18 protein-coding genes are annotated in these 17,898 nt (G+C 70.6%); 12 read left to right on the top strand and 6 right to left on the bottom strand.

The window, feature by feature from the left end; all coding sequences use genetic code 11:
• Positions 1-199 precede the first annotated feature (199 nt).
• Positions 200-1,573: a hemolysin family protein gene (locus ACY34M_RS16425; protein ID WP_462717205.1), complete on the top strand. Its 1,374-nt coding sequence runs from the start codon at positions 200-202 to the stop codon at positions 1,571-1,573.
• The gene (locus tag ACY34M_RS16420; RefSeq protein WP_462717030.1) at positions 1,570-2,592 is read left to right on the top strand and encodes a hemolysin family protein; all 1,023 of its coding nucleotides are present in this window, start codon (positions 1,570-1,572) and stop codon (positions 2,590-2,592) included. Before ACY34M_RS16425 ends, ACY34M_RS16420 begins: the two co-directional genes overlap by 4 nt.
• 9 nt (positions 2,593-2,601) lie before the next feature.
• On the opposite strand, the gene ACY34M_RS16415 is transcribed toward ACY34M_RS16420, so the two are convergent.
• Positions 2,602-4,179 carry a carboxylesterase/lipase family protein gene (locus ACY34M_RS16415; RefSeq protein ID WP_462717031.1) on the bottom strand — a complete coding sequence of 526 codons (1,578 nt, stop codon included), beginning with the start codon at positions 4,177-4,179 and terminating at the stop codon, positions 2,602-2,604.
• Positions 4,180-4,372: 193 nt separating this feature from the next.
• On the opposite strand from ACY34M_RS16415, the gene ACY34M_RS16410 reads away from it, so the two are divergent.
• On the top strand, positions 4,373-4,636 hold the full coding sequence (locus ACY34M_RS16410; RefSeq protein WP_462717032.1) for a GlsB/YeaQ/YmgE family stress response membrane protein: 264 nt from the start codon (positions 4,373-4,375) through the stop codon (positions 4,634-4,636).
• A 105-nt stretch (positions 4,637-4,741) separates the two neighbouring features.
• The gene (locus ACY34M_RS16405) at positions 4,742-5,557 is read left to right on the top strand and encodes a PaaX family transcriptional regulator (protein WP_462717033.1); all 816 of its coding nucleotides are present in this window, start codon (positions 4,742-4,744) and stop codon (positions 5,555-5,557) included.
• A gap of 16 nt (positions 5,558-5,573) precedes the next feature.
• Here the strand turns inward: ACY34M_RS16405 and ACY34M_RS16400 are convergent, their stop codons facing one another.
• The 3 genes from ACY34M_RS16400 to boxC all read right to left on the bottom strand — a co-directional run bounded on the left by ACY34M_RS16400 (position 5,574) and on the right by boxC (position 9,633).
• Positions 5,574-6,431 (bottom strand): amidohydrolase family protein, encoded by an 858-nt coding sequence (locus ACY34M_RS16400; protein ID WP_462717034.1) that lies wholly within the window; start codon positions 6,429-6,431, stop codon positions 5,574-5,576.
• Between the two features lie 116 nt (positions 6,432-6,547).
• Positions 6,548-7,966 carry a benzoyl-CoA 2,3-epoxidase subunit BoxB gene (gene boxB, locus ACY34M_RS16395; RefSeq protein WP_462717035.1) on the bottom strand — a complete coding sequence of 473 codons (1,419 nt, stop codon included), beginning with the start codon at positions 7,964-7,966 and terminating at the stop codon, positions 6,548-6,550.
• A gap of 2 nt (positions 7,967-7,968) precedes the next feature.
• A complete protein-coding gene (boxC, locus tag ACY34M_RS16390; RefSeq protein ID WP_462717036.1) occupies positions 7,969-9,633 on the bottom strand; it encodes a 2,3-epoxybenzoyl-CoA dihydrolase in 1,665 nt (554 codons plus the stop codon).
• Positions 9,634-9,799: 166 nt separating this feature from the next.
• Here boxC and ACY34M_RS16385 point away from each other — a divergent pair, with 166 nt between their 5' ends.
• Positions 9,800-11,173 (top strand): NAD-dependent succinate-semialdehyde dehydrogenase, encoded by a 1,374-nt coding sequence (locus ACY34M_RS16385; RefSeq protein ID WP_462717037.1) that lies wholly within the window; start codon positions 9,800-9,802, stop codon positions 11,171-11,173.
• Between the two features lie 108 nt (positions 11,174-11,281).
• Here the strand turns inward: ACY34M_RS16385 and ACY34M_RS16380 are convergent, their stop codons facing one another.
• Positions 11,282-11,410 carry a hypothetical protein gene (locus tag ACY34M_RS16380; RefSeq protein WP_462717038.1) on the bottom strand — a complete coding sequence of 43 codons (129 nt, stop codon included), beginning with the start codon at positions 11,408-11,410 and terminating at the stop codon, positions 11,282-11,284.
• Between the two features lie 264 nt (positions 11,411-11,674).
• Here ACY34M_RS16380 and crcB (ACY34M_RS16375) point away from each other — a divergent pair, with 264 nt between their 5' ends.
• From crcB (ACY34M_RS16375) to ACY34M_RS16360, 4 genes are read left to right on the top strand one after another with little or no spacing between them, the layout of a single operon-like run.
• Entirely contained in the window at positions 11,675-12,139 is a 465-nt protein-coding gene (crcB, locus tag ACY34M_RS16375; protein WP_462717039.1) for a fluoride efflux transporter CrcB, read from the top strand.
• The gene (locus tag ACY34M_RS16370) at positions 12,139-12,525 is read left to right on the top strand and encodes a DUF190 domain-containing protein (protein WP_462717040.1); all 387 of its coding nucleotides are present in this window, start codon (positions 12,139-12,141) and stop codon (positions 12,523-12,525) included. Before crcB (ACY34M_RS16375) ends, ACY34M_RS16370 begins: the two co-directional genes overlap by 1 nt.
• Positions 12,522-12,896 carry a fluoride efflux transporter CrcB gene (gene crcB, locus ACY34M_RS16365; RefSeq protein WP_462717041.1) on the top strand — a complete coding sequence of 125 codons (375 nt, stop codon included), beginning with the start codon at positions 12,522-12,524 and terminating at the stop codon, positions 12,894-12,896. Before ACY34M_RS16370 ends, crcB (ACY34M_RS16365) begins: the two co-directional genes overlap by 4 nt.
• Positions 12,897-12,939: 43 nt before the next feature.
• On the top strand, positions 12,940-13,395 hold the full coding sequence (locus ACY34M_RS16360; protein WP_462717042.1) for a hypothetical protein: 456 nt from the start codon (positions 12,940-12,942) through the stop codon (positions 13,393-13,395).
• 33 nt (positions 13,396-13,428) lie between these two features.
• On the opposite strand, the gene ACY34M_RS16355 is transcribed toward ACY34M_RS16360, so the two are convergent.
• On the bottom strand, positions 13,429-13,620 hold the full coding sequence (locus ACY34M_RS16355) for a DUF5999 family protein (RefSeq protein ID WP_462717043.1): 192 nt from the start codon (positions 13,618-13,620) through the stop codon (positions 13,429-13,431).
• Positions 13,621-13,987: 367 nt separating this feature from the next.
• Between ACY34M_RS16355 and kdpF the strand changes: the two genes are divergently transcribed.
• From kdpF to kdpB, 3 genes are read left to right on the top strand one after another with little or no spacing between them, the layout of a single operon-like run.
• On the top strand, positions 13,988-14,077 hold the full coding sequence (gene kdpF, locus ACY34M_RS16350; protein WP_018533641.1) for a K(+)-transporting ATPase subunit F: 90 nt from the start codon (positions 13,988-13,990) through the stop codon (positions 14,075-14,077).
• Between the two features lie 8 nt (positions 14,078-14,085).
• Positions 14,086-15,750, top strand: coding sequence for a potassium-transporting ATPase subunit KdpA (gene kdpA, locus ACY34M_RS16345; protein WP_462717044.1), 1,665 nt, complete (start codon positions 14,086-14,088; stop codon positions 15,748-15,750).
• Between the two features lie 38 nt (positions 15,751-15,788).
• The gene (gene kdpB / locus ACY34M_RS16340; RefSeq protein WP_462717206.1) at positions 15,789-17,894 is read left to right on the top strand and encodes a potassium-transporting ATPase subunit KdpB; all 2,106 of its coding nucleotides are present in this window, start codon (positions 15,789-15,791) and stop codon (positions 17,892-17,894) included.
• Positions 17,895-17,898 lie beyond the last annotated feature (4 nt).

The following is a 17,898-nucleotide window of genomic DNA, read 5'->3' as shown; positions in this document are numbered from 1 at the left end:
GCGCGGCGTCCGGACGCGGCGGAGAGTGGTCGGGAACGACCGCGCCGGCTCGGGCGTTGTCGGAATGCAGGCAAAGAGAAAGTAAAGCGCGAAGGAGCAGCCGGTTGTCCGCCAGACCGACGGACCCAGCGGGACACAGTCCCCGACCACCCCGCCCCATGATCCATGAGCCCGGCACGCGGCGAGGTGGTGGCACATGCTGAGTGCCGTGCTCGGCCTCCTCGCGGTCCTCGTGCTGACCGCGGGCACCGGCTATTTCGTCGCCCAGGAATTCGCCTACGTCGCGGCCGACCGTCTCGCCCTCGCCCGCGAGGCGGAGGCGGGCGACAAGCGGGCCGCGAAGGCCCTCAAGGTGCTGGAGCGGCTGTCCTTCATGCTGTCGGGCGCCCAGCTCGGCATCACGGTCACCGGACTGGTCGTCGGCTTCCTCGCCGAACCGTCCGTCTCGACCCTGCTGCGCCCCGCCCTCTCCGGGATCGGCATCCCGGACGCCGCGGTGACCGGGATCTCGGTGGTCCTGGCGTTCGTCCTCGCCACGGTCGTCCAGATGGTGCTGGGCGAGCTGGCCCCGAAGAACCTCGCGCTCGCCGTCCCCGAGCGCCTGGCCAAGTCGCTCGCCGGGTCCACGCTCGGCTATCTGAAGGTCGTCGGCCCCGTCGTGCACCTCTTCGACAGCGCCGCGAACAAGCTGCTGCGCAAGGTCGGCATCGAACCCGTCGAGGAGCTGCACCACGGCGCCACCCTGGAGGAGCTCAGCCACCTCATCGGCGAGTCCCATCAGCAGGGCGAGCTGCCCCGCGAGACCGCCACCCTCCTCGACCACGCCCTGGAGTTCAACGAGCGGACCCTGGACCAGGTCCTCGTGCCGCGCGCGGACGCCGTCTTCGTCCGCGCCGGAGCCACGGCCGCCGAGGCCGTCGAGCTGATCGCCAAGCACGGCCACTCGAACTACGCGGTCATGGGCGACCACCCCGACGACGTCACCGGCGTCCTCGGCGTGCGCGAACTGACACCGCTGCCGCAGTCCGCGTACGCGAGCACCACGGCCGAGCAGCTGGCCCGCCGTCCCCTCCTGCTGCCCGACCGGCTGCAGCTCCCCGCCGCCGTCGACCGCATGCGGGAGGCCGACGACGAGTTCGCGGTCGTCCTCGACGAGCACGGCGGGGTGGCAGGCGTCGTCACGTACGAGGACATCGCCGAGGAGCTGGTCGGCGACATCGCCGACGAGACCGACCGCGAGACCCGGCCGGCGGTCCGGGACCCGGACGGTACGGGCTGGGTGATCGACGCGGGCCGCCGCCCCGACGAGATCGCCGAGGCCACCGGCGTCCAGCTGCCCGAGGAGGAGGGCTACGACACCGTGGCGGGCCTCATCGTCGACCGCCTCGGCCGCTTCCCCGCGATCGGCGACCGGATCACGGTCGAGCTGGACGGTGACGGCGGGCACGCGGTCATCGACGTCCGCACCCTCGACCGGCACGTACCGGAGCTCGTCCACCTGACCCGTACACCCGCCACCGATGCGGCGGACGCCGCGGACGGTTCCGGCACCGACGAGGAGCCGCGCTCATGAGCTTCCCCATGGCCCTCTTCATCACGATCCTGCTGCTGATCGGCAGCGGATTCTTCGTCGCCGCCGAGTTCGCCCTCGTCGCCGCCAAACGGCACCGCATGGAGCAGGCCGTCGCATCCGGCGCGCGCGGCGCGAAGGCGGCGCTCGCCGGTATGCGGGAGCTGTCGCTGATGCTCGCCGGCGCCCAGCTCGGCATCACCATCTGCACGCTGGGCCTTGGCTCGATCTCCAAGCCCGCCATCTCGCACGAGCTGGACCCGCTGCTGCACAGCTGGGGCCTGCCCAGCGGGCTGAGCTACGGCGTCTCCTTCGCCTTCGCGATGGTCGTCGTGGTGTTCCTGCACATGGTCGTCGGCGAGATGGCCCCCAAGTCCTGGGCGATCGCGCACCCCGAGCGCTCGGCGATGCTGCTCGCGCCCCCGTTCCGTGCCGTGGTCCGGATCGTCCGCCCGCTGATCTGGGTCCTGAACAAGGTCAGCAACGCACTTGTGCGGATGTGCCGCGTCACGCCGCGCGACGAACTGGCCGAGGTCCACAACCGCGAGCAGCTCACCCACCTCGTCGTCGAGTCCGAGCGGCTCGGCCTGATCAGCAAGGACGACTCCGAGCTGATCACCAGCTCCCTGGTCGAGCCGCTCACCCCTGTCGACGACCTCCAGACCCCGGCCGTGCGGATCTCCTCCGTCCCCGCGGACGCCGACCTCGACGCGATCCTCGCCACGGCGGCGGCCCGCGACCGCAGCCGTCTCCTCGTCCGGGCCGGGGACCGCGTCGTCGGCTCCGTGCACGCCCGCGACGCGCTGATCGCCCGCAGCCGGGGCCGCGCCACCACGGCCGGTGAACTGGCGCGCCCGGTACCCGAGTTGCTGACGACCGACACGGTCGGCCAGGCCATCGAGCAACTCCGCCAGCGCCGCGCCTCGCTCGCCGTCGTCCACGACGACACCGGCCGCCTCACCGGCCTCGTGGCCCTCGACGACCTGCTGGCCCGGTTCACCCACCCGCAGGCGGCGGCCTGAGCGGCGCCGTCAGTCCAGCGACTTCCAGAAGGAGTCGTGGTGCTCCCCGGCGAAGTCGACGGGCCGGATGCCACCCGGCCCCGAGGCGAGGGACTGGACGTTGAGCGCGGACGCGGTGGTGGGCTTCCACGGGGCCCTGCCGTCGCGGGCGAAGTCCGACCAGATGTCGATCATCGCGGCGGACAGGGTCCGCTGGCGCCGGTCGAGCGGCCGGTGGGCTGAGAGGTCGAAGAGGTAAGGGAGGTCGAACGTGTGCATGGCGCCGGCGGGGAACGAGGGCTCGGGGTAGGCCGGATCGGCGTACCAGGGGCTGGGATCGTCGGCGAACTCGTAGGTGTACGTGGGGGTACGGTCGGCCAATGACTGCCCATTGGTCACCGTGGCGCGGCCATGGTCGGCATCGGTGAGCGCCGCCCCGAGGGCGAGCGCGGGGGAGCCGTCGTGGGCGGCGACGGGGTATTCGGCGGCGACCTTCCGCGCCTTCTCCTCGCCGAAGGTGGCTTCGAGCCCGTCGCGGTAGTCGTTCTCGTCGAGAGTGGCGTCCGGGTCTCCAGTGCTCCGCCGCTTGGTCAGCTCCATGCTGTAGACGGCGCCGAGGTTCTCGTCGCGGGTGATGCCCTGGAGGACGGGCACCTTGTTGAACCGGCCGGTGGAGAAGGCCTGACGGGGCGTGCGAGGCAGCAGCTCACCGCCGTACACCGGACCGTAGTGCGGCCCGGTGCCGAAGGGGTGCACCAGTTGTGCGGGGGACGCGGCGCGCCAGTCGTCGATGCCTTGCGTCTTCTCGATGTCCCGCGCCGTCGCCCCGCCCTGCCGCAGCGCGTCGGCCCGCTTCGTCGTCGCGTCGGCCCGAGTGCAGGCGCCGCTCTGCAGGATCACCCGGTCGAACAGCCCGGCCGAGGTGGGGGCGACCAGATGTGCGCAGGTGCTGGTGGCTCCGGCGGACTGGCCGAAGAGGGTGACGTTGTCGGGGTCGCCGCCGAACGCGGCGGCGTTGCGCTGCACCCACCGCAGGGCGGCCTGCTGGTCGAGGAACCCGTAGTTCCCGGACTCGCCGCCCTTCTTCTCCAGCGCGGGGTGGGCGAGGTAGCCCAGGGCGCCCAGCCGGTAGTTGACCGTCACGACCACGACATCGCCCCGGGCGGCGAGCCGCGCGGCCCCGTTCATAGCGCCCTCGCCGTCGGTGTGATCACCGCCGTGCAGATAGACCATGACGGGACGCGGCTGCGACGAACGTCCCTTGGGAGTCGTCACGTTGACGGAGAGGCAGTCCTCGTTGTCCGAGCGCGGGCCGACGGGCGGGACGAGCCCGGTCTGCGGGCAGGCGGGACCGGGCCGGGTGGCGTCCCGGACGCCGTGCCACCGGGCGGCGGGCGCGGTCGGCGCCCATCTGAGCCTGCCGACGGGCGGGGCCGCGTACGGGATCCCTTCGAAGGTGCGGACGGAACCGTCGGCCGAGCCGCGTACGACCCCTGTGTCGGTCCGCACGGTGGTGCCAGTGGTGGCGGTGGCGGTCGCCGCGGTGGCGACGAGGGCTCCGGAGGCGAGGGAGACGGCGATGGCTGCGTGTGCTGTCCGCTTCAACATGCCCATGAACCTAGGGAGTTGTGATCGACGCCGGGAGCCGGGCAGCCACCGTCTCCATGGTGGGGCCAACACCACCTTCGGCGCTCAACCGTCGGCGACGGGACTGCGTCCCCCATGCCGGGGAACACGTAAATCGACATTCGACAGCTGTGTCGAAACGTCGAAGTGGCAGATCAAGGAGAGGCAGACAGGCATGGAGATCTCCGGAATCTTCACCGCGATCGTCGTCGGCATCGTCATCGGCGTGCTGGGGCGCCTGGCCATCCCCGGCAGGCAGCGCATCGGCATCCTGTGGACGCTCTTGGTCGGCATCGTCGCGGCACTCATCGGAACCGCCCTCGCGACTGCCTTCGACGTCGCCGAGACCAAGGGCATCGACTGGATCGAACTCGCCATCCAGATCGGCCTCGCCGCGATCGGTGTGGTGGGCGTGGAGCGGATCAAGGGGCGGCGCTGAGCGGCGCCCATGGACCCTTCACGTTCTACGGACGGCGGACGCCGCGCCGTCAATCCGTAGCGGAATTCGGCTACCCTGGGGCAACGCCCGGCGGAGGAGCACGGATTGAGCAAGGCGACCGGATCGGGGAGCGCGCGCTCCCTGCTGCTCACCGTGCTCGGTGAGTACGTGCTGCCCCGCGGCGTCCCAGTCTGGACCTCGGCGCTGTTGCGCGTCCTGGACGGTCTCGGCGTCGAGGAGAAGGCGGCCCGGCAGGCGCTGAACCGGCTCTCGGCGGGCGGCATCGTCACCGCCGAGCGGTCCGGGCGGCGGGTGCGGTGGGCGCTGACCGAGCACGGCAGGACGCTGCTGAGCGAAGGCGCGGAGCGCATCTACGCCTTCGGCAAGGGGCGGGAGCGCTGGGACGGACGCTGGCTGGTGCTGCTCGTCAGCGTCCCGGAGACGCGCCGCGAGCTGCGGCACCGGCTGCGCACCCGGCTGACCTGGGTGGGCCTCGGCAGCCCCGCGCCCGGCCTGTGGGTGGGGCCGCACGCCGCACGGGAGGCCGAGGCCAAGCAGGTGGTCGAGGAACTGGGCCTCGGGACCGAAGTCTCGTCCTTCTGTGGCCCTTTCGCGGGGATCGGTTCCGAGCGCGACATGGTGGAACAGGCGTGGCGGCTCGGCGATCTGGCCACTCAGTACGAGGAGTTCGTCCGCGCCTTCGCCGGGATGCGCGTCGAGTCCGGCGAGGCGACGCTCCTCGCGCAGATCCGGCTCGTGGACGCGTGGCGCCGCTTCCCGGCCCTCGACCCGCAACTGCCTCTGGAGTTGCTGCCCCCGCACTGGATCGGCGTCCGGGCCGCGAACCTCTTCACCGAACTGCACGAGCGCTGGCACGAGGACGCGCAGCGCCGGTGGAGTCGCCTCACGGCCGACGGCTGACGGCCGGCCGCCGCACTCACTCCTCCAGCTTCAGCCGGTACACGTGTGCCGCGTTCCCCGCCAGGACGAGTCCCGCGGTCGCCTCGTCCGGGCACAGGGCCGCGACGGCGCGGGCGTTCTTCGCGATGCCCGGCACCCCCGGCCAGTCGGTGCCGAAGATCATGCGGCGGGTGAGGCGGTTCCAGTCGTACCGGCTGTAGTACGAGCGCAGCCGGGACGGCGGGAGGCCGGAGAGCTCGATCCAGACCCGTTCGTTGGAGAGGGCCATGAAGGCCGCCGCGTCGTACCACCAGCCGCGCCCGCCGTGCGCGAGCGCGATGTCGAGCCTGCGGAAGTCGCGCAGCACGTCGTCGAGGAAGAGCGGGTCGGCGTACTTGTTGAGCGCGCCGGGGAACGTGCTCGTGCCGCAGTGGACGACGAGCGGGATGCCCGCGGACTGGCACAGCTCGTACGCCGGGTAGAGCCGCCGGTCGTTGGCGGCGACGCCCGCGTGCACGGGATGCAGCTTGCAGGCGACCGCGCCCAGGTCGAGCTGGCGCCGCAACTCCTCCTCGATGGGGTAGTGCAGGTGCGGGTTGATGTTGGCGATCGGCTTGGCCCTGGCCGGATCGTAGGCCGTGAGCGGCAACAGGTCCTCGATGGGCTGAATACCGGTCGTGCGGGGGCTGTACTCCGACAGCAGGAGCGCGATGTCGACGCCCTCGGAGACGAGGTGCCGGTGGAACGCCTCCGGGTCCACCGTGTCGCCGTCGTACACGCGGGCGAGGAGGTCGTGGTCGGCGACGCCCTGCGTCCACTCCTCGTACGTGGGCTTCAGCGTGGACAGGCGCGCCGGGTGGAGATGGACGTCGATCAGCGGGTGTCCGTCCAGCATCAGGTCTCCTCGTGCTCTGCTCGGGAAGCGGTCGGGTCGCCGGTCGCGGTCGTCGGCAGCGCCTCGGTGAAGTGCAGCTCCGCGTAGCCGAGTTCGCTCATCCTCGACTCCCGACGTCAGGTGAGGTGCACGTACTCGTAGTCGAACGGCTTGCCGTTGATGCCCTGGCGCGGCGGGGCGATCCAGGAGGCGATCCGGCCGGGCTCGTGCACGGGCCGCATCAGGGAGCGGATGTACGCCTTGTCCACCTCGGTCGGCAGCCAGGCGCCCTTGCCGTCCTCCCAGGCATCGGGCGTGAGGACGGTGCCGTCGGGCCCCGACTCGATCCCGGCGAAGGCACCGACCTGCCGGTTGAACGCGACGTGCGGCAGATGGAGGCGGCGGTCGACCCCGGCCTCGTCGAGCAGCCGGTTCCAGCGGTTCAGGCCGCTGTGGCAGTCGCGGATGTACTCGCGCCGCAGATCGGTGTTGAGGCCCACGAGCGCCGCTACCTCCCGCTGCCCGAACGCGCCGTCGACCAGCGCGTCGACGAGGTACGAGTCGTCGGTCAAGGTGTGGTCGTCCTTGCGGCGCTCCTCGCCCCAGCGGCCCTTGAGCCCTGAGGTGTAGTAGTTGGCGACGTTCGTCGACGTCTCGGAGCCGAACAGGTCGAGCGAGACCGAGTAGTGGAAGTTGATGTACTTCTGGATGACGTCGAGCGGGATGCCGCCGCGGGCGGTGACGTCGTCGGTGTCGTGTTCGCGCATCAGCTCGGCCGTGCGCCGCACCACCCGGTCGATGCCGGTGGTGCCGACGAACATGTGGTGCGCCTCTTCCTTCAGCATGAACTCACACGTGCGCGACAGCGGATCGAAGGCCGACTCCTTGAGCGTGCCCAACTGGTACTTGCCGTCGCGGTCGGTGAAGTACGTGAACATGAAGAAGGACAGCCAGTCGGGCGTCTCCTCGTTGAACGCGCCCAGGATGCGCGGCGATTCCTCGCTCCCGGAGTTGCGGTGCAGCAGTTCCTCGGCCTCCTCGCGGCCCTCCCGGCCGAAGTGGGCGTGCAGCAGATACACCATCGCCCACAGGTGCCGGCCCTCCTCCACGTTCACCTGGAAGAGATTGCGCAGGTCGTAGAGGCTGGGCGCGGTCGCCCCCAGGTTGCGCTGCTGCTCGACGCTGGCCGGTTCGGTGTCGCCCTGGATGACGATGAGGCGCTGCAGATCGGCCCGGTACTCGCCGGGCACCTGCTGCCAGGCGGGCTCGCCGCGGTGCGCGCCGAAGGCGATACGGCGGTCGGGCTGCGGTTCGGCGAGGAAGACGCCCCAGCGGTAGTCGCGCATCGCCACGTGCCCGAACCGCGCCCAGCCGTCACGCCCGACGTCCACCGCGGTGCGCAGATACACGTCGTCGGTGGGAAGGGTGGGGCCCATGGAGTCCCACCAGGTGAGGAAGTTGGGCTGCCAGGACTCCAGGGCCCGCTGGAGCCTGCGGTCCTCGTGCAGGTCCACATTGTTGGGGATCTTGTCCGTGTAGTCGGCGGTGAGCGCCATCGTCACACCCGCTTCCGGTCGAATTCGGCGCGCTGCCCGGTGCCGTACCTGCGCAGGGCCCCATCCGGGCCCGAGGCGTTCGGGCGGTTGAAGATCCAGTTCTGCCAGGCGGTGAGCCGTCCGAAGATCTTGGTCTCCAGGGTCTCGGGGCCCGCGAAGCGCAGGTTCGCCTCCAGGCCGGTGAGGGCGTCCGGGCTGAACCCGGCCCGCTCCTCCAGGCTGATGCGCACCTCCTCGTCCCAGTCGATGTCGTCGGGGGCGAAGGTGACAAGGCCGAGCCGCTCGGCCGCCACGGCGTCGAGCGGCTGCCCGTCGGCGGCCCGCGCGGCGGCGAGCGACTCCTCGTCGCCGAGGAACCGGGTCTGCAGGCGGCTCAGACCGTTGCTCATGGGCAGCGGGCCGAGGTTCATCGGGCCGACGACGACGGTGGCCGGAGCGGCATCGGGGTCGATCTCCTCGAAGACACCGGCCAGATGGAAGGAACGGTCGGCCGCGAGCACGACCTCCAGGAGCGTCCCGGCGAAGCAACTGCCCGGCTCGACCAGGGCGACGATGCTGCGGCTGCTCAGGTCGAGGCGCTTCAGCGTGCGCTTCAGGTAGAGCGTGATCTCGCGGGCGAGCCAGTCGTCGCCGTGGGCGAGCAGCAGGGCGTCGTGGTCCAGGACGCGGGAGACGTCGCCGCGGCTGCGGAGGACCCAGGTGCCCAACTCCGGTTCGTTGGTGCGCAGATCGAGGACGAGGTCTTCGAGCTGGCGGGCCAGGGCGAGCGACCAGCCTGCGTCCCCCTGCGCGTGCAGGGCGGCGAGATCGGCCGGGGCGTCCTCCCGCGGTCCTTCGAGGGTGATCTCCACGGTGCGGCGGGCGCGGTCGAGGGCCGCGTGCACGTACCCGTAGTCGACCCGGTCGTCGGTCCGTGTCTTCTCCAGCGGGGTGAGGCGGATCCCCCGCGGTTCGCCCGCCGGGCGGTCGGAGCGGGCGGCGGCCTCGGCCGCGCGGGCCGCGACGGCGCCCTCCCACTCCCCGCGCGGCACGGCCTCGTCGACCAGCCGCCACTGCGCCGCCCGCCTGCCGCCCACACCCTCCGGCTTCGTCGCGAAGTAGTCGGCGCGGTCCCGGCGCACGTGCCGCTTGTCGACCAGCCGGGTGAGGCCGCCCGTGCCCGGCAGGACACCGAGCAGCGGCAGCTCGGGCAGCGACACCGTCGACGAACGGTCGTCGACCAACAGGATCCGCTCGCAGGCGAGCGCCAGCTCGTAACCGCCGCCCGACGCCGTGCCGTTGACGGCGGCGAGATAGCTCTGGCCGGAGTGCGCGCAGGCGTCCTCGATGGCGCCCCGCGTCTCGTTGGTGAACTTGCAGAAGTTCACCTTCCAGGCGTGACTCGACGCCGCGAGCATCCGGATGTTCGCCCCCGCGCAGAACACCTTCTCCTTGCCGCTCGTCACCACCACGGCCCGTACCTCGGGGTGCTCGAAGCGCAGCCGCTGCACGGCGTCGTACAGCTCGATGTCGACACCGAGGTCGTACGAGTTCAGCTTCAGCTCGTAGCCGGGGACGAGGCCGGCCTGCTCCGCCACGTCCATGGTGAGCGTGGCCACGGACCCGTCGACCTTCAGCGTCCAGTGGCGGTAGTGCGTCGGGGCGGTCCGGAACTCGACGCTCGGCATGGCGGTTCCCCTCGTCCTCGGACGGTCCTCGGACGGTCCTCGGATGCTCCTCGGATAACACAACACTCCACGCTCGGTTGCAGCAGCGTCAATAACCCGTAGTACGTTTCCCGGTGCGGCTGCGCGCCATCGCGACACCGGGGACACGAAAGGTATGGTCGCGATCATGACGGCCTACAAAACGGTGAACCCCGCGACCGGCGAGACCCTCAAGGAATTCCCCGAGGCGACCGCGAAGCAGATCGAGACCGCGCTGGCGGACTCCCACGCGGCCTACCAGAGTTGGCGCGACTCGTCCGTCGAGACCCGCACCGCGGTGCTGCGGCGCGTCGGCGAGATCTACCAGGAGCGCAAGGACGAGCTCGCCCGCATCATCAGCCTGGAGATGGGCAAGCCGCTCGCCCAGGCCAAGGGCGAGATCGACATCGTCACCAGCATCTACGAGTACTACGCCACCGAGGGCCCCGGCTTCCTCGCCGACGAGGAGCTCTCGGTCAGCGGCGGCGGCACCGCCACCGTGCGCACCGCCCCGCTCGGCTCGCTGCTCGGGATCATGCCGTGGAACTACCCGTACTACCAGGTCGCCCGGTTCGCCGCGCCGAACCTGATGCTCGGCAACACGATCCTGCTCAAGCACGCCCCCAGCTGTCCGCAGTCGGCGCTCGCGATGGAGCAGATCTTCGTCGACGCGGGCCTGCCCACCGGTGCGTACCTCAACATCTTCGCCACCAACGACCAGGTCGCCGACATCATCGCCGACCCGCGCAACCAGGGTGTCTCGCTCACCGGCAGTGAGCGGGCCGGCTCGGCCGTCGCCGAGATCGCGGGCCGCAACCTCAAGAAGTGCGTCCTCGAACTGGGCGGCTCCGACGCGTTCATCCTTCTGGACACCGAGGACGTCGCGAAGACGGCCCGCGCCGCGGCGGGCGGCCGGCTCGGCAACGCGGGCCAGGCCTGCAACTCGCCGAAGCGCTTCCTCGTCCAGGACGGCCTCTACGAGGACTTCGTGCGCGAGCTGACCGCGAACGTCGGAGCGGTGCAGGCCGGCGACCCGCTGGAGCCCGGCACCAAGTTCGGCCCGCTGTCCTCGCGCGCGGCCGCCGACCAGCTGCTCGAACAGATCAAGGACGCCGTCGACAAGGGCGCCACGCTGCACACCGGCGGCGGCCGCGGCGAGGGCCCGGGCGCGTACGTCCAGCCGACCGTGCTGACCGGCATCACGCCCGAAATGCGCGCCTACACCGAGGAGTTGTTCGGCCCCGTCGCCGTCGTCTACTCGGTGTCCGACGAGGACGCCGCCGTCGAGCTGGCCAACAGCTCGCCCTACGGCCTCGGCGGTGCGGTGTGGAGCGGCGACGTCGAGCGCGCCAAGCGCGTCGCCGACCGGCTCGACACCGGCATGGTGTGGATCAACGGCTTCGCCGGCACCCAGGCAGACCTGCCCTTCGGCGGCGTCAAGCGCTCCGGCATCGGCCGTGAGCTGGGCAAGTACGGAATGGCGGAGTTCGCGAACAAGAAGCTGATCCGCGTCCAGGGCTGATCCGCGTCCAGGGCTGATCCGCGTCCAGGGCTGATCGGCTGAGCGGCCACCCGGCCCGTCCTCGCACGTCAGGGGCGGGCCGGACGGCCGTGACGCTACTTCCGGCGGCTACTTCCGGCGCCGGAAGAACAGCAGCACCCGCGTCACCATGAGGCCGAGGACCACCACGCCCGCCGTGATCTGGAGCCAGCGCGGGACCGCGTCCAGCATCGGCAGGTACAGCGCGAGCGGCGTCATGGGCACCCACCTGATCGGCGTCGGGTTCGGGGACGGGGTCGCGACGCTACCAAGGCGGGCGCGGGACGGAAGCCCCCGCGCGGTGGCTCGGCGCGCCGCGCGGTACGCTGTGCGCGGCGGTGGTCGCGATCACCGTACGGCGGTGGGGCCCGCCGTACTCCAACCGCGGCGACGACGCCGCCAACGGTCCCTACTTGCGACGACGCGCACCCGTACCGTGTGCCCGGCGAGTAGGAGACATCCGTGGGAGAGGCCCGCACCCCAATGCTGAACGAACCCGTCGACCCGGACGTGGAGCTGCACACGCCCGTCCGCCGCAGACCCGCATGGCAGGGTCAGGGGCCCGTCGTCGCCGTCGTCTCCCTCGGCGGAGCCGTCGGCGCGAGCGCCCGCTACGGCGCGACCCTGCTGTGGCCCACGGCGACCGGCGCCTTCCCCTGGACGACCCTCGTCGTCAACGCGATCGGCTGCGCGGTCATAGGCGTCTTCATGGTCGTCATCTCCGACGTGTGGGCGGCCCACCGATTGGTCCGGCCGTTCTTCGGCACCGGCGTCCTCGGCGGCTTCACGACCTTCTCCACGTACGCCGTGGACATCCAGAATTTGATCGACGAAGGCCACCCGCGCACCGCTCTCGGCTACCTCGCCCTGACGGTGTGCGTGGCGCTCGCGTCGGTGTGGGCCGCGGCGCACCTGACCCGCCGCGCCATCGAACGGAGGAAGCGGTGATGACATCCGCGAACCAGTCCCGCCTGACCGGCACCGCCCTGCGCGTCACGATCTTCATCGGCGAGAACGACACCTGGCACCACAAGCCCGTGTACGCCGAGATCGTGCACCGCGCGCACGCCGAGGGCCTCGCGGGCGCCTCCGTCTTCCGCGGCATCGAGGGCTTCGGCGCCTCCTCGCTCATCCACACCAGCCGGCTGCTCTCGCTGAGCGAGGACCTGCCGGTGGCCGTGATCATCGTCGACACCGAGGACCGGATCCGGGCCTTCCTGCCGCGGATCGACGAACTCGTCGCCGAAGGTCTCGTGATCCTCGACGACTGCGAGGTCATCCGCTACGTGGGACGGGAAGCGAAGGAAGCGGACGAGGGCGGGGGCGGCGCGTGAACTGGCTGTTGGTGATCGTGGGCGCGATGGTCGGCGCCCCCCTGCGCTATCTCACCGACCGGGCCGTCCAGTCCCGGCACGACACGGTGTTCCCCTGGGGAACGTTCGCCGTCAACGTGACGGGCTCCCTGATCCTCGGCTTCCTCACCGGCGCCGTCGCGGCCGGTGGCGCCTCCTCCCGGGTGCAGCTGCTGATCGGCACGGGCCTGTGCGGGGCGTTGACGACGTACTCCACGTTCTCGTACGAGACGCTGCGCCTGGCCGAGGGCGGGGCGCGCTTCTACGCCGCCGTCAATGTCGTCGGCAGCATCGCCGCCGGACTCGGCGCCGCCTTCACCGGCGCGGCGCTCGCGGCGGCCGTCTGGGCATGAGGGGGACGGGCCACTGCCCCCCCCATGAGGCATGATCGGGGCCATGGAGCATCCGCGTCTGCCGAGCACCGAGTCCGCTGTGGCGGCGGTGCGTGAGATCGCCCGGGAGTACAACCTGGACGTGGCCGTCACCGACGACATCGGTGCCGACCAGACGTCCCGCCGCGCCTCGGCCGGGGCGTTCGTGGTGACCGATCCGGACGGCTCGCTGCCGCACGAGGCGCTCGTCGAGCTGGGCGGAACTCCTGCCGTGACCGTCCGGATCTTCCCGGAGGACGACGCGCGGATCACGGTCGAGAACATCGACTTCGAGGACGTGCCCCGGGACGCCGTCCCGGCGTTCCTGCGCTCCGTCTACGGCGGACTGGCCCATGTGAGGCGGAGGGCCTTCCCTCCTGCCCTGTGGCTGATCGTCCCCCTGCCCGGTGACGAGACCTACAAGGAGCTGATCCCGCCGGTCGCGCTCAGCCCCTGGCTCGCCCGCCACGTCCGCGGCTAGGACGGATCCCGCCGCAGGAACGTCGCCCCGCGGTCAGGCCGCGACGGCCAGCTGCCCGACGAGGGTCGGGTACGTGCGGTGCGGGGCCACGACGCCGCCGTCGGGCCGCAGCTCACCCGTGTCGTCGAAGACGATCGTGCCGTCGCAGCACAGGCTCCAGCCCTGCTCCGGGTGGGCGGCGACGACGTGCTCGGGGTTCGGGCACGCGGGGTGGTGGAAACACATGGCGAACCTCCGGGGCGGTCGGTGGTGCGGCCCTGGCGGGCCGCTTCCCTGTGTCGACGATGCGCCCGTCCGGCCGCGCGGAACAGACCGGGGCGCCGACTGTGACAGCTCCCGGACACTCCCGGAACCGTTCCACGACCGCCGTACCCGCCCGGTGTCGTAAGAGACGCGTCAAGGGCGTGTCCGGCGCCGTATGGGAGCCGTCAAGGGAGCGTGAAACCGGCTCTGACCGGGGGTTTCCTCTGAGTGTCAGTTTCACGTCACGACCTTCACCCAGGGAGCTCACGATGGCCGACGTGGCCTTCGTCGTCACCACGATCGCGGTCTTCGCGCTGGTGGCCCTCGTCGCCAAGGGGGTGACCAAGCTGTGACCGCCGAGAACATCGTCGGCCTCGTCGTGGCCGTCGCCCTCCTGGGCTATCTCGTCCTCGCCCTCATCTACCCGGAGAGGTTCTGAAGCCCGACATGAGCCCCGAACTCGCCGGCGTGCTCCAACTGCTCGCGCTCATAGCGGCGCTCGCACTGGCGTACCGCCCCCTGGGCGACTACATGGCCCGGGTCTACTCCTCCGCCAAGCACCTCCGGGTGGAGAAGTGGATCTACAAGGGCATCGGCGCCAACCCCGACGCCGAGATGCGCTGGACCGCCTATCTGCGTGGCGTCCTCGCCTTCTCGGCCGTGAGCGTCCTCTTCCTGTACCTGCTCCAGCGGATCCAGGGCAGCCTGCCCGGCTCGCTCGGCTTCACGTCCATCGACCCGGACCAGGCCTTCAACACGGCCGCGTCCTTCGTCGCCAACACCAACTGGCAGTCGTACGCGGGCGAACAGTCCATGGGTCACGTCGTGCAGACCGGCGGCCTCGCGGTGCAGAACTTCGTCTCGGCGGCCGTGGGGGTCGCCGTGGCGGTGGCCCTGGTGCGCGGCTTCGCCCGCTCGCGCACCGGTGAACTGGGCAACTTCTGGTCCGACCTGGTGCGCGGCACCGTCCGCATCCTGATCCCGATCTCCGTGATCGGCGCGCTGGTCCTCGTCGCCTGCGGCGCCATCCAGAACTTCTCCGGCATCCACTCGGTCGGTCAGTTCATGGGTGGCTCGCAGCAGTGGAACGGCGGCGCCGTCGCATCCCAGGAGGTCATCAAGGAGCTGGGCACCAACGGCGGCGGCTACTTCAACGCCAACTCGGCCCACCCCTTCGAGAACCCCACCGGATTCTCGAACCTCTTCGAGATCTTCCTGATCCTCGTCATCCCCTTCGCCCTCACCCGCACCTTCGGCACGATGGTCGGCTCGGTGAAGCAGGGCTACGCGATCCTCGCCACGATGGCGACCATCTGGGTCGGCTTCGTCGCCCTGATGATGTGGACCGAGTTCTCCCACCACGGCCCCGCCTTCGACGCCGCGGGCGGCGCCATGGAGGGCAAGGAGACCCGCTTCGGCATCGGAGCGTCGTCGATCTTCGCCGTCTCCACGACGCTCACCTCGACCGGAGCCGTCAACTCCTTCCACTCCTCCTACACCGGCTTCGGCGGCGGACTCACCATGCTCGGCATGCAGCTCGGCGAGATCGCGCCCGGCGGCACCGGTTCCGGCCTCTACGGCATGCTGATCATGGCGGTCATCGCGGTGTTCATCGCGGGCCTGATGGTCGGCCGCACCCCCGAGTACCTCGGCAAGAAGATCGGCACCCGCGAGATCAAGTTCGCGGCCTGCTACATCCTGATCACCCCGGCCCTCGTCCTCGTCTTCACGGCGCTCGCGATGGCCCTGCCGACCCCGCCGAACTCCATGCTCAACTCCGGCGCGCACGGCTTCTCCGAGATCCTGTACGCGTACACGTCCGGCGCCAACAACAACGGGTCCGCCTTCGCGGGCCTCGCCGCCGACACCCAGTGGTTCAACACCACGATCGGCCTCGCCATGCTGCTCGGCCGCTTCCTGCCGATGGTGTTCGTGCTCGCGCTCGCCGGATCGCTGGCCGAGCAGAAGCCGATCCCCGAGACGGCAGGCACCCTGCGCACCAACAAGCCGCTGTTCACCGGACTCCTGGTGGGCACGCTCCTGATCATCACCGGTCTGACGTACTTCCCGGCGCTCGCGCTCGGCCCGCTCGCGGAAGGGCTCGCGTCATGACCGTACGTACTGAGGGACCTGAGGAAACCGAGGACGAGATGTCCACTGCGACACCCACCAGGGCGCCCCACCAGGACGTGCCCACCGGGCACAAGTCCCGGCAAGACGGAGCCGGCAAGGTCGGCGCGGGCCTGTTCGACCCCAAGCAGCTGCTGAAGTCGCTGCCCGACGCCTGCCGCAAGCTCGACCCGCGCGTCATGGTCAAGTCGCCCGTGATGTTCGTGGTGCTGATCGGGTCCGTCCTGACGACGGCGTTCTCCTTCACGGACCCCACCGACTGGTTCGGCTGGGCGATCAGCGCCTGGCTGTGGCTCACGGTGATCTTCGCGAACCTGGCGGAGGCCGTCGCCGAGGGCCGCGGCAAGGCGCAGGCCGACACGCTGCGCAAGGCGAAGACCGACACGGTGGCCCGCAGGCTCACCGGCTCCGCCGAGGAGCAGGTGCCGGGTACGCAGCTCAAGGTCGGCGACCGCGTCGTGTGCGAGGCCGGCGACATCATCCCCGGCGACGGTGACGTCGTCGAGGGCGTGGCCTCCGTCGACGAGTCCGCCATCACCGGCGAGTCCGCCCCGGTCATCCGCGAGTCCGGCGGCGACCGGTCCGCGGTCACCGGCGGTACGAAGGTGCTCTCCGACCGCATCGTCGTCAAGATCACGGCGAAGCCCGGCGAGACCTTCATCGACCGCATGATCAACCTGGTCGAGGGCGCGGCCCGGCAGAAGACCCCCAACGAGATCGCGCTGAACATCCTCCTCGCGTCCCTCACCATCGTCTTCCTGCTCGCCGTGGCCACCCTGCCGCCGTTCGCCACTTACGCGGGCAAGCACCTCAACATGGTCGTCCTCGTCGCCCTGTTGGTGTGCCTGATCCCGACCACCATCGGTGCCCTGCTCTCCGCGATCGGCATCGCGGGCATGGACCGCCTCGTTCAGCGCAATGTGCTCGCCATGTCCGGCCGCGCGGTTGAGGCCGCCGGAGACGTGTCCACCCTGCTGCTCGACAAGACCGGCACCATCACCCTCGGCAACCGCCAGGCCGCCGAGTTCCTGCCGGTGCGCGGCACCACCGAGGCCGAGGTCGCCGACGCCGCGCAACTCTCCTCGCTGGCCGACGAGACACCCGAGGGCCGCTCCGTCGTCGTCCTCGCCAAGGAGAAGTACGGACTGCGCGAACGGCACCAGGGCGAGCTGACCGGCGCCGAGTGGATCGAGTTCACCGCCCAGACCCGGATGTCCGGCGTGGACGTCGACGGACGCAAGATCCGCAAGGGCGCGACCGGCTCCGTCATGGCCTGGGTCGAGGAGCGTGGCGGCGAGGTCGCCGAGGACGCACAGGAACTCAACGACCGCATTTCACAGGCTGGTGGCACGCCGCTGCTGGTGGCCGTGGAGGACGCCGAGGGAGTCCGCGTCCTGGGAGTCATCCACCTCAAGGACGTCGTCAAGGACGGCATGCGCGAACGGTTCACCGAGCTGCGCCGCATGGGCATCAAGACCGTCATGATCACGGGCGACAACCCGCTGACCGCCAAGGCGATCGCCGAGGAGGCGGGTGTCGACGACTTCCTCGCCGAGGCGACTCCCGAGGACAAGATGGCCCTCATCAAGCGGGAGCAGGCGGGCGGCAAGCTTGTCGCGATGACCGGCGACGGCACCAACGACGCCCCGGCCCTCGCCCAGGCGGACGTCGGCGTCGCGATGAACACGGGAACGTCGGCCGCGAAGGAGGCCGGCAACATGGTCGACCTCGACTCCAACCCGACCAAGCTCATCGAGATCGTCGAGATCGGCAAGCAACTCCTCATCACCCGAGGCGCGTTGACCACGTTCTCGATCGCCAACGACGTCGCTAAGTACTTCGCGATCATCCCGGCCCTGTTCGCGGCGGTCTACCCCGGCCTGGAGACGCTGAACATCATGCAGCTGTCCTCGCCGAACTCCGCGATCCTGTCCGCCGTCATCTTCAACGCGCTCATCATCATCGCGCTGGTGCCGCTCGCCCTGAAGGGCGTCCAGTACCGGCCGGTGAGCGCGGACCGGCTGCTCCGACGCAACCTCGCGATCTACGGACTCGGCGGGCTCGTCGCGCCCTTCGTCGGCATCAAGCTCATCGACCTCCTCATCTCCCTCGTCCCCGGCCTTTGACCCG

The sequence above is a fragment of the Streptomyces sp. EDA2-14 genome, from assembly GCF_054963755.1.
The sequence above is the reverse complement of the archived record's forward strand: the minus strand, read 5'-3'. Positions and strand labels throughout refer to the sequence as shown.

What these genes read in the sequence shown, in the direction of transcription:
- ACY34M_RS16420 (WP_462717030.1), top strand. Translation starts at nt 1,570, where the DNA reads ATGAGCTTCCCCATGGCCCTCTTCATCACGATCCTGCTGCTGATCGGC.
- ACY34M_RS16415 (WP_462717031.1), bottom strand. Translation starts at nt 4,179, where the DNA reads ATGTTGAAGCGGACAGCACACGCAGCCATCGCCGTCTCCCTCGCCTCC.
- ACY34M_RS16410 (WP_462717032.1), top strand. Translation starts at nt 4,373, where the DNA reads ATGGAGATCTCCGGAATCTTCACCGCGATCGTCGTCGGCATCGTCATC.
- ACY34M_RS16400 (WP_462717034.1), bottom strand. Translation starts at nt 6,431, where the DNA reads ATGCTGGACGGACACCCGCTGATCGACGTCCATCTCCACCCGGCGCGC.
- boxB (WP_462717035.1), bottom strand. Translation starts at nt 7,966, where the DNA reads ATGGCGCTCACCGCCGACTACACGGACAAGATCCCCAACAATGTGGAC.
- boxC (WP_462717036.1), bottom strand. Translation starts at nt 9,633, where the DNA reads ATGCCGAGCGTCGAGTTCCGGACCGCCCCGACGCACTACCGCCACTGG.
- ACY34M_RS16385 (WP_462717037.1), top strand. Translation starts at nt 9,800, where the DNA reads ATGACGGCCTACAAAACGGTGAACCCCGCGACCGGCGAGACCCTCAAG.
- ACY34M_RS16380 (WP_462717038.1), bottom strand. Translation starts at nt 11,410, where the DNA reads ATGACGCCGCTCGCGCTGTACCTGCCGATGCTGGACGCGGTCCCGCGC.
- crcB (WP_462717039.1), top strand. Translation starts at nt 11,675, where the DNA reads ATGCTGAACGAACCCGTCGACCCGGACGTGGAGCTGCACACGCCCGTC.
- ACY34M_RS16370 (WP_462717040.1), top strand. Translation starts at nt 12,139, where the DNA reads ATGACATCCGCGAACCAGTCCCGCCTGACCGGCACCGCCCTGCGCGTC.
- ACY34M_RS16360 (WP_462717042.1), top strand. Translation starts at nt 12,940, where the DNA reads ATGGAGCATCCGCGTCTGCCGAGCACCGAGTCCGCTGTGGCGGCGGTG.
- ACY34M_RS16355 (WP_462717043.1), bottom strand. Translation starts at nt 13,620, where the DNA reads ATGTGTTTCCACCACCCCGCGTGCCCGAACCCCGAGCACGTCGTCGCC.
- kdpA (WP_462717044.1), top strand. Translation starts at nt 14,086, where the DNA reads ATGAGCCCCGAACTCGCCGGCGTGCTCCAACTGCTCGCGCTCATAGCG.
- kdpB (WP_462717206.1), top strand. Translation starts at nt 15,789, where the DNA reads ATGTCCACTGCGACACCCACCAGGGCGCCCCACCAGGACGTGCCCACC.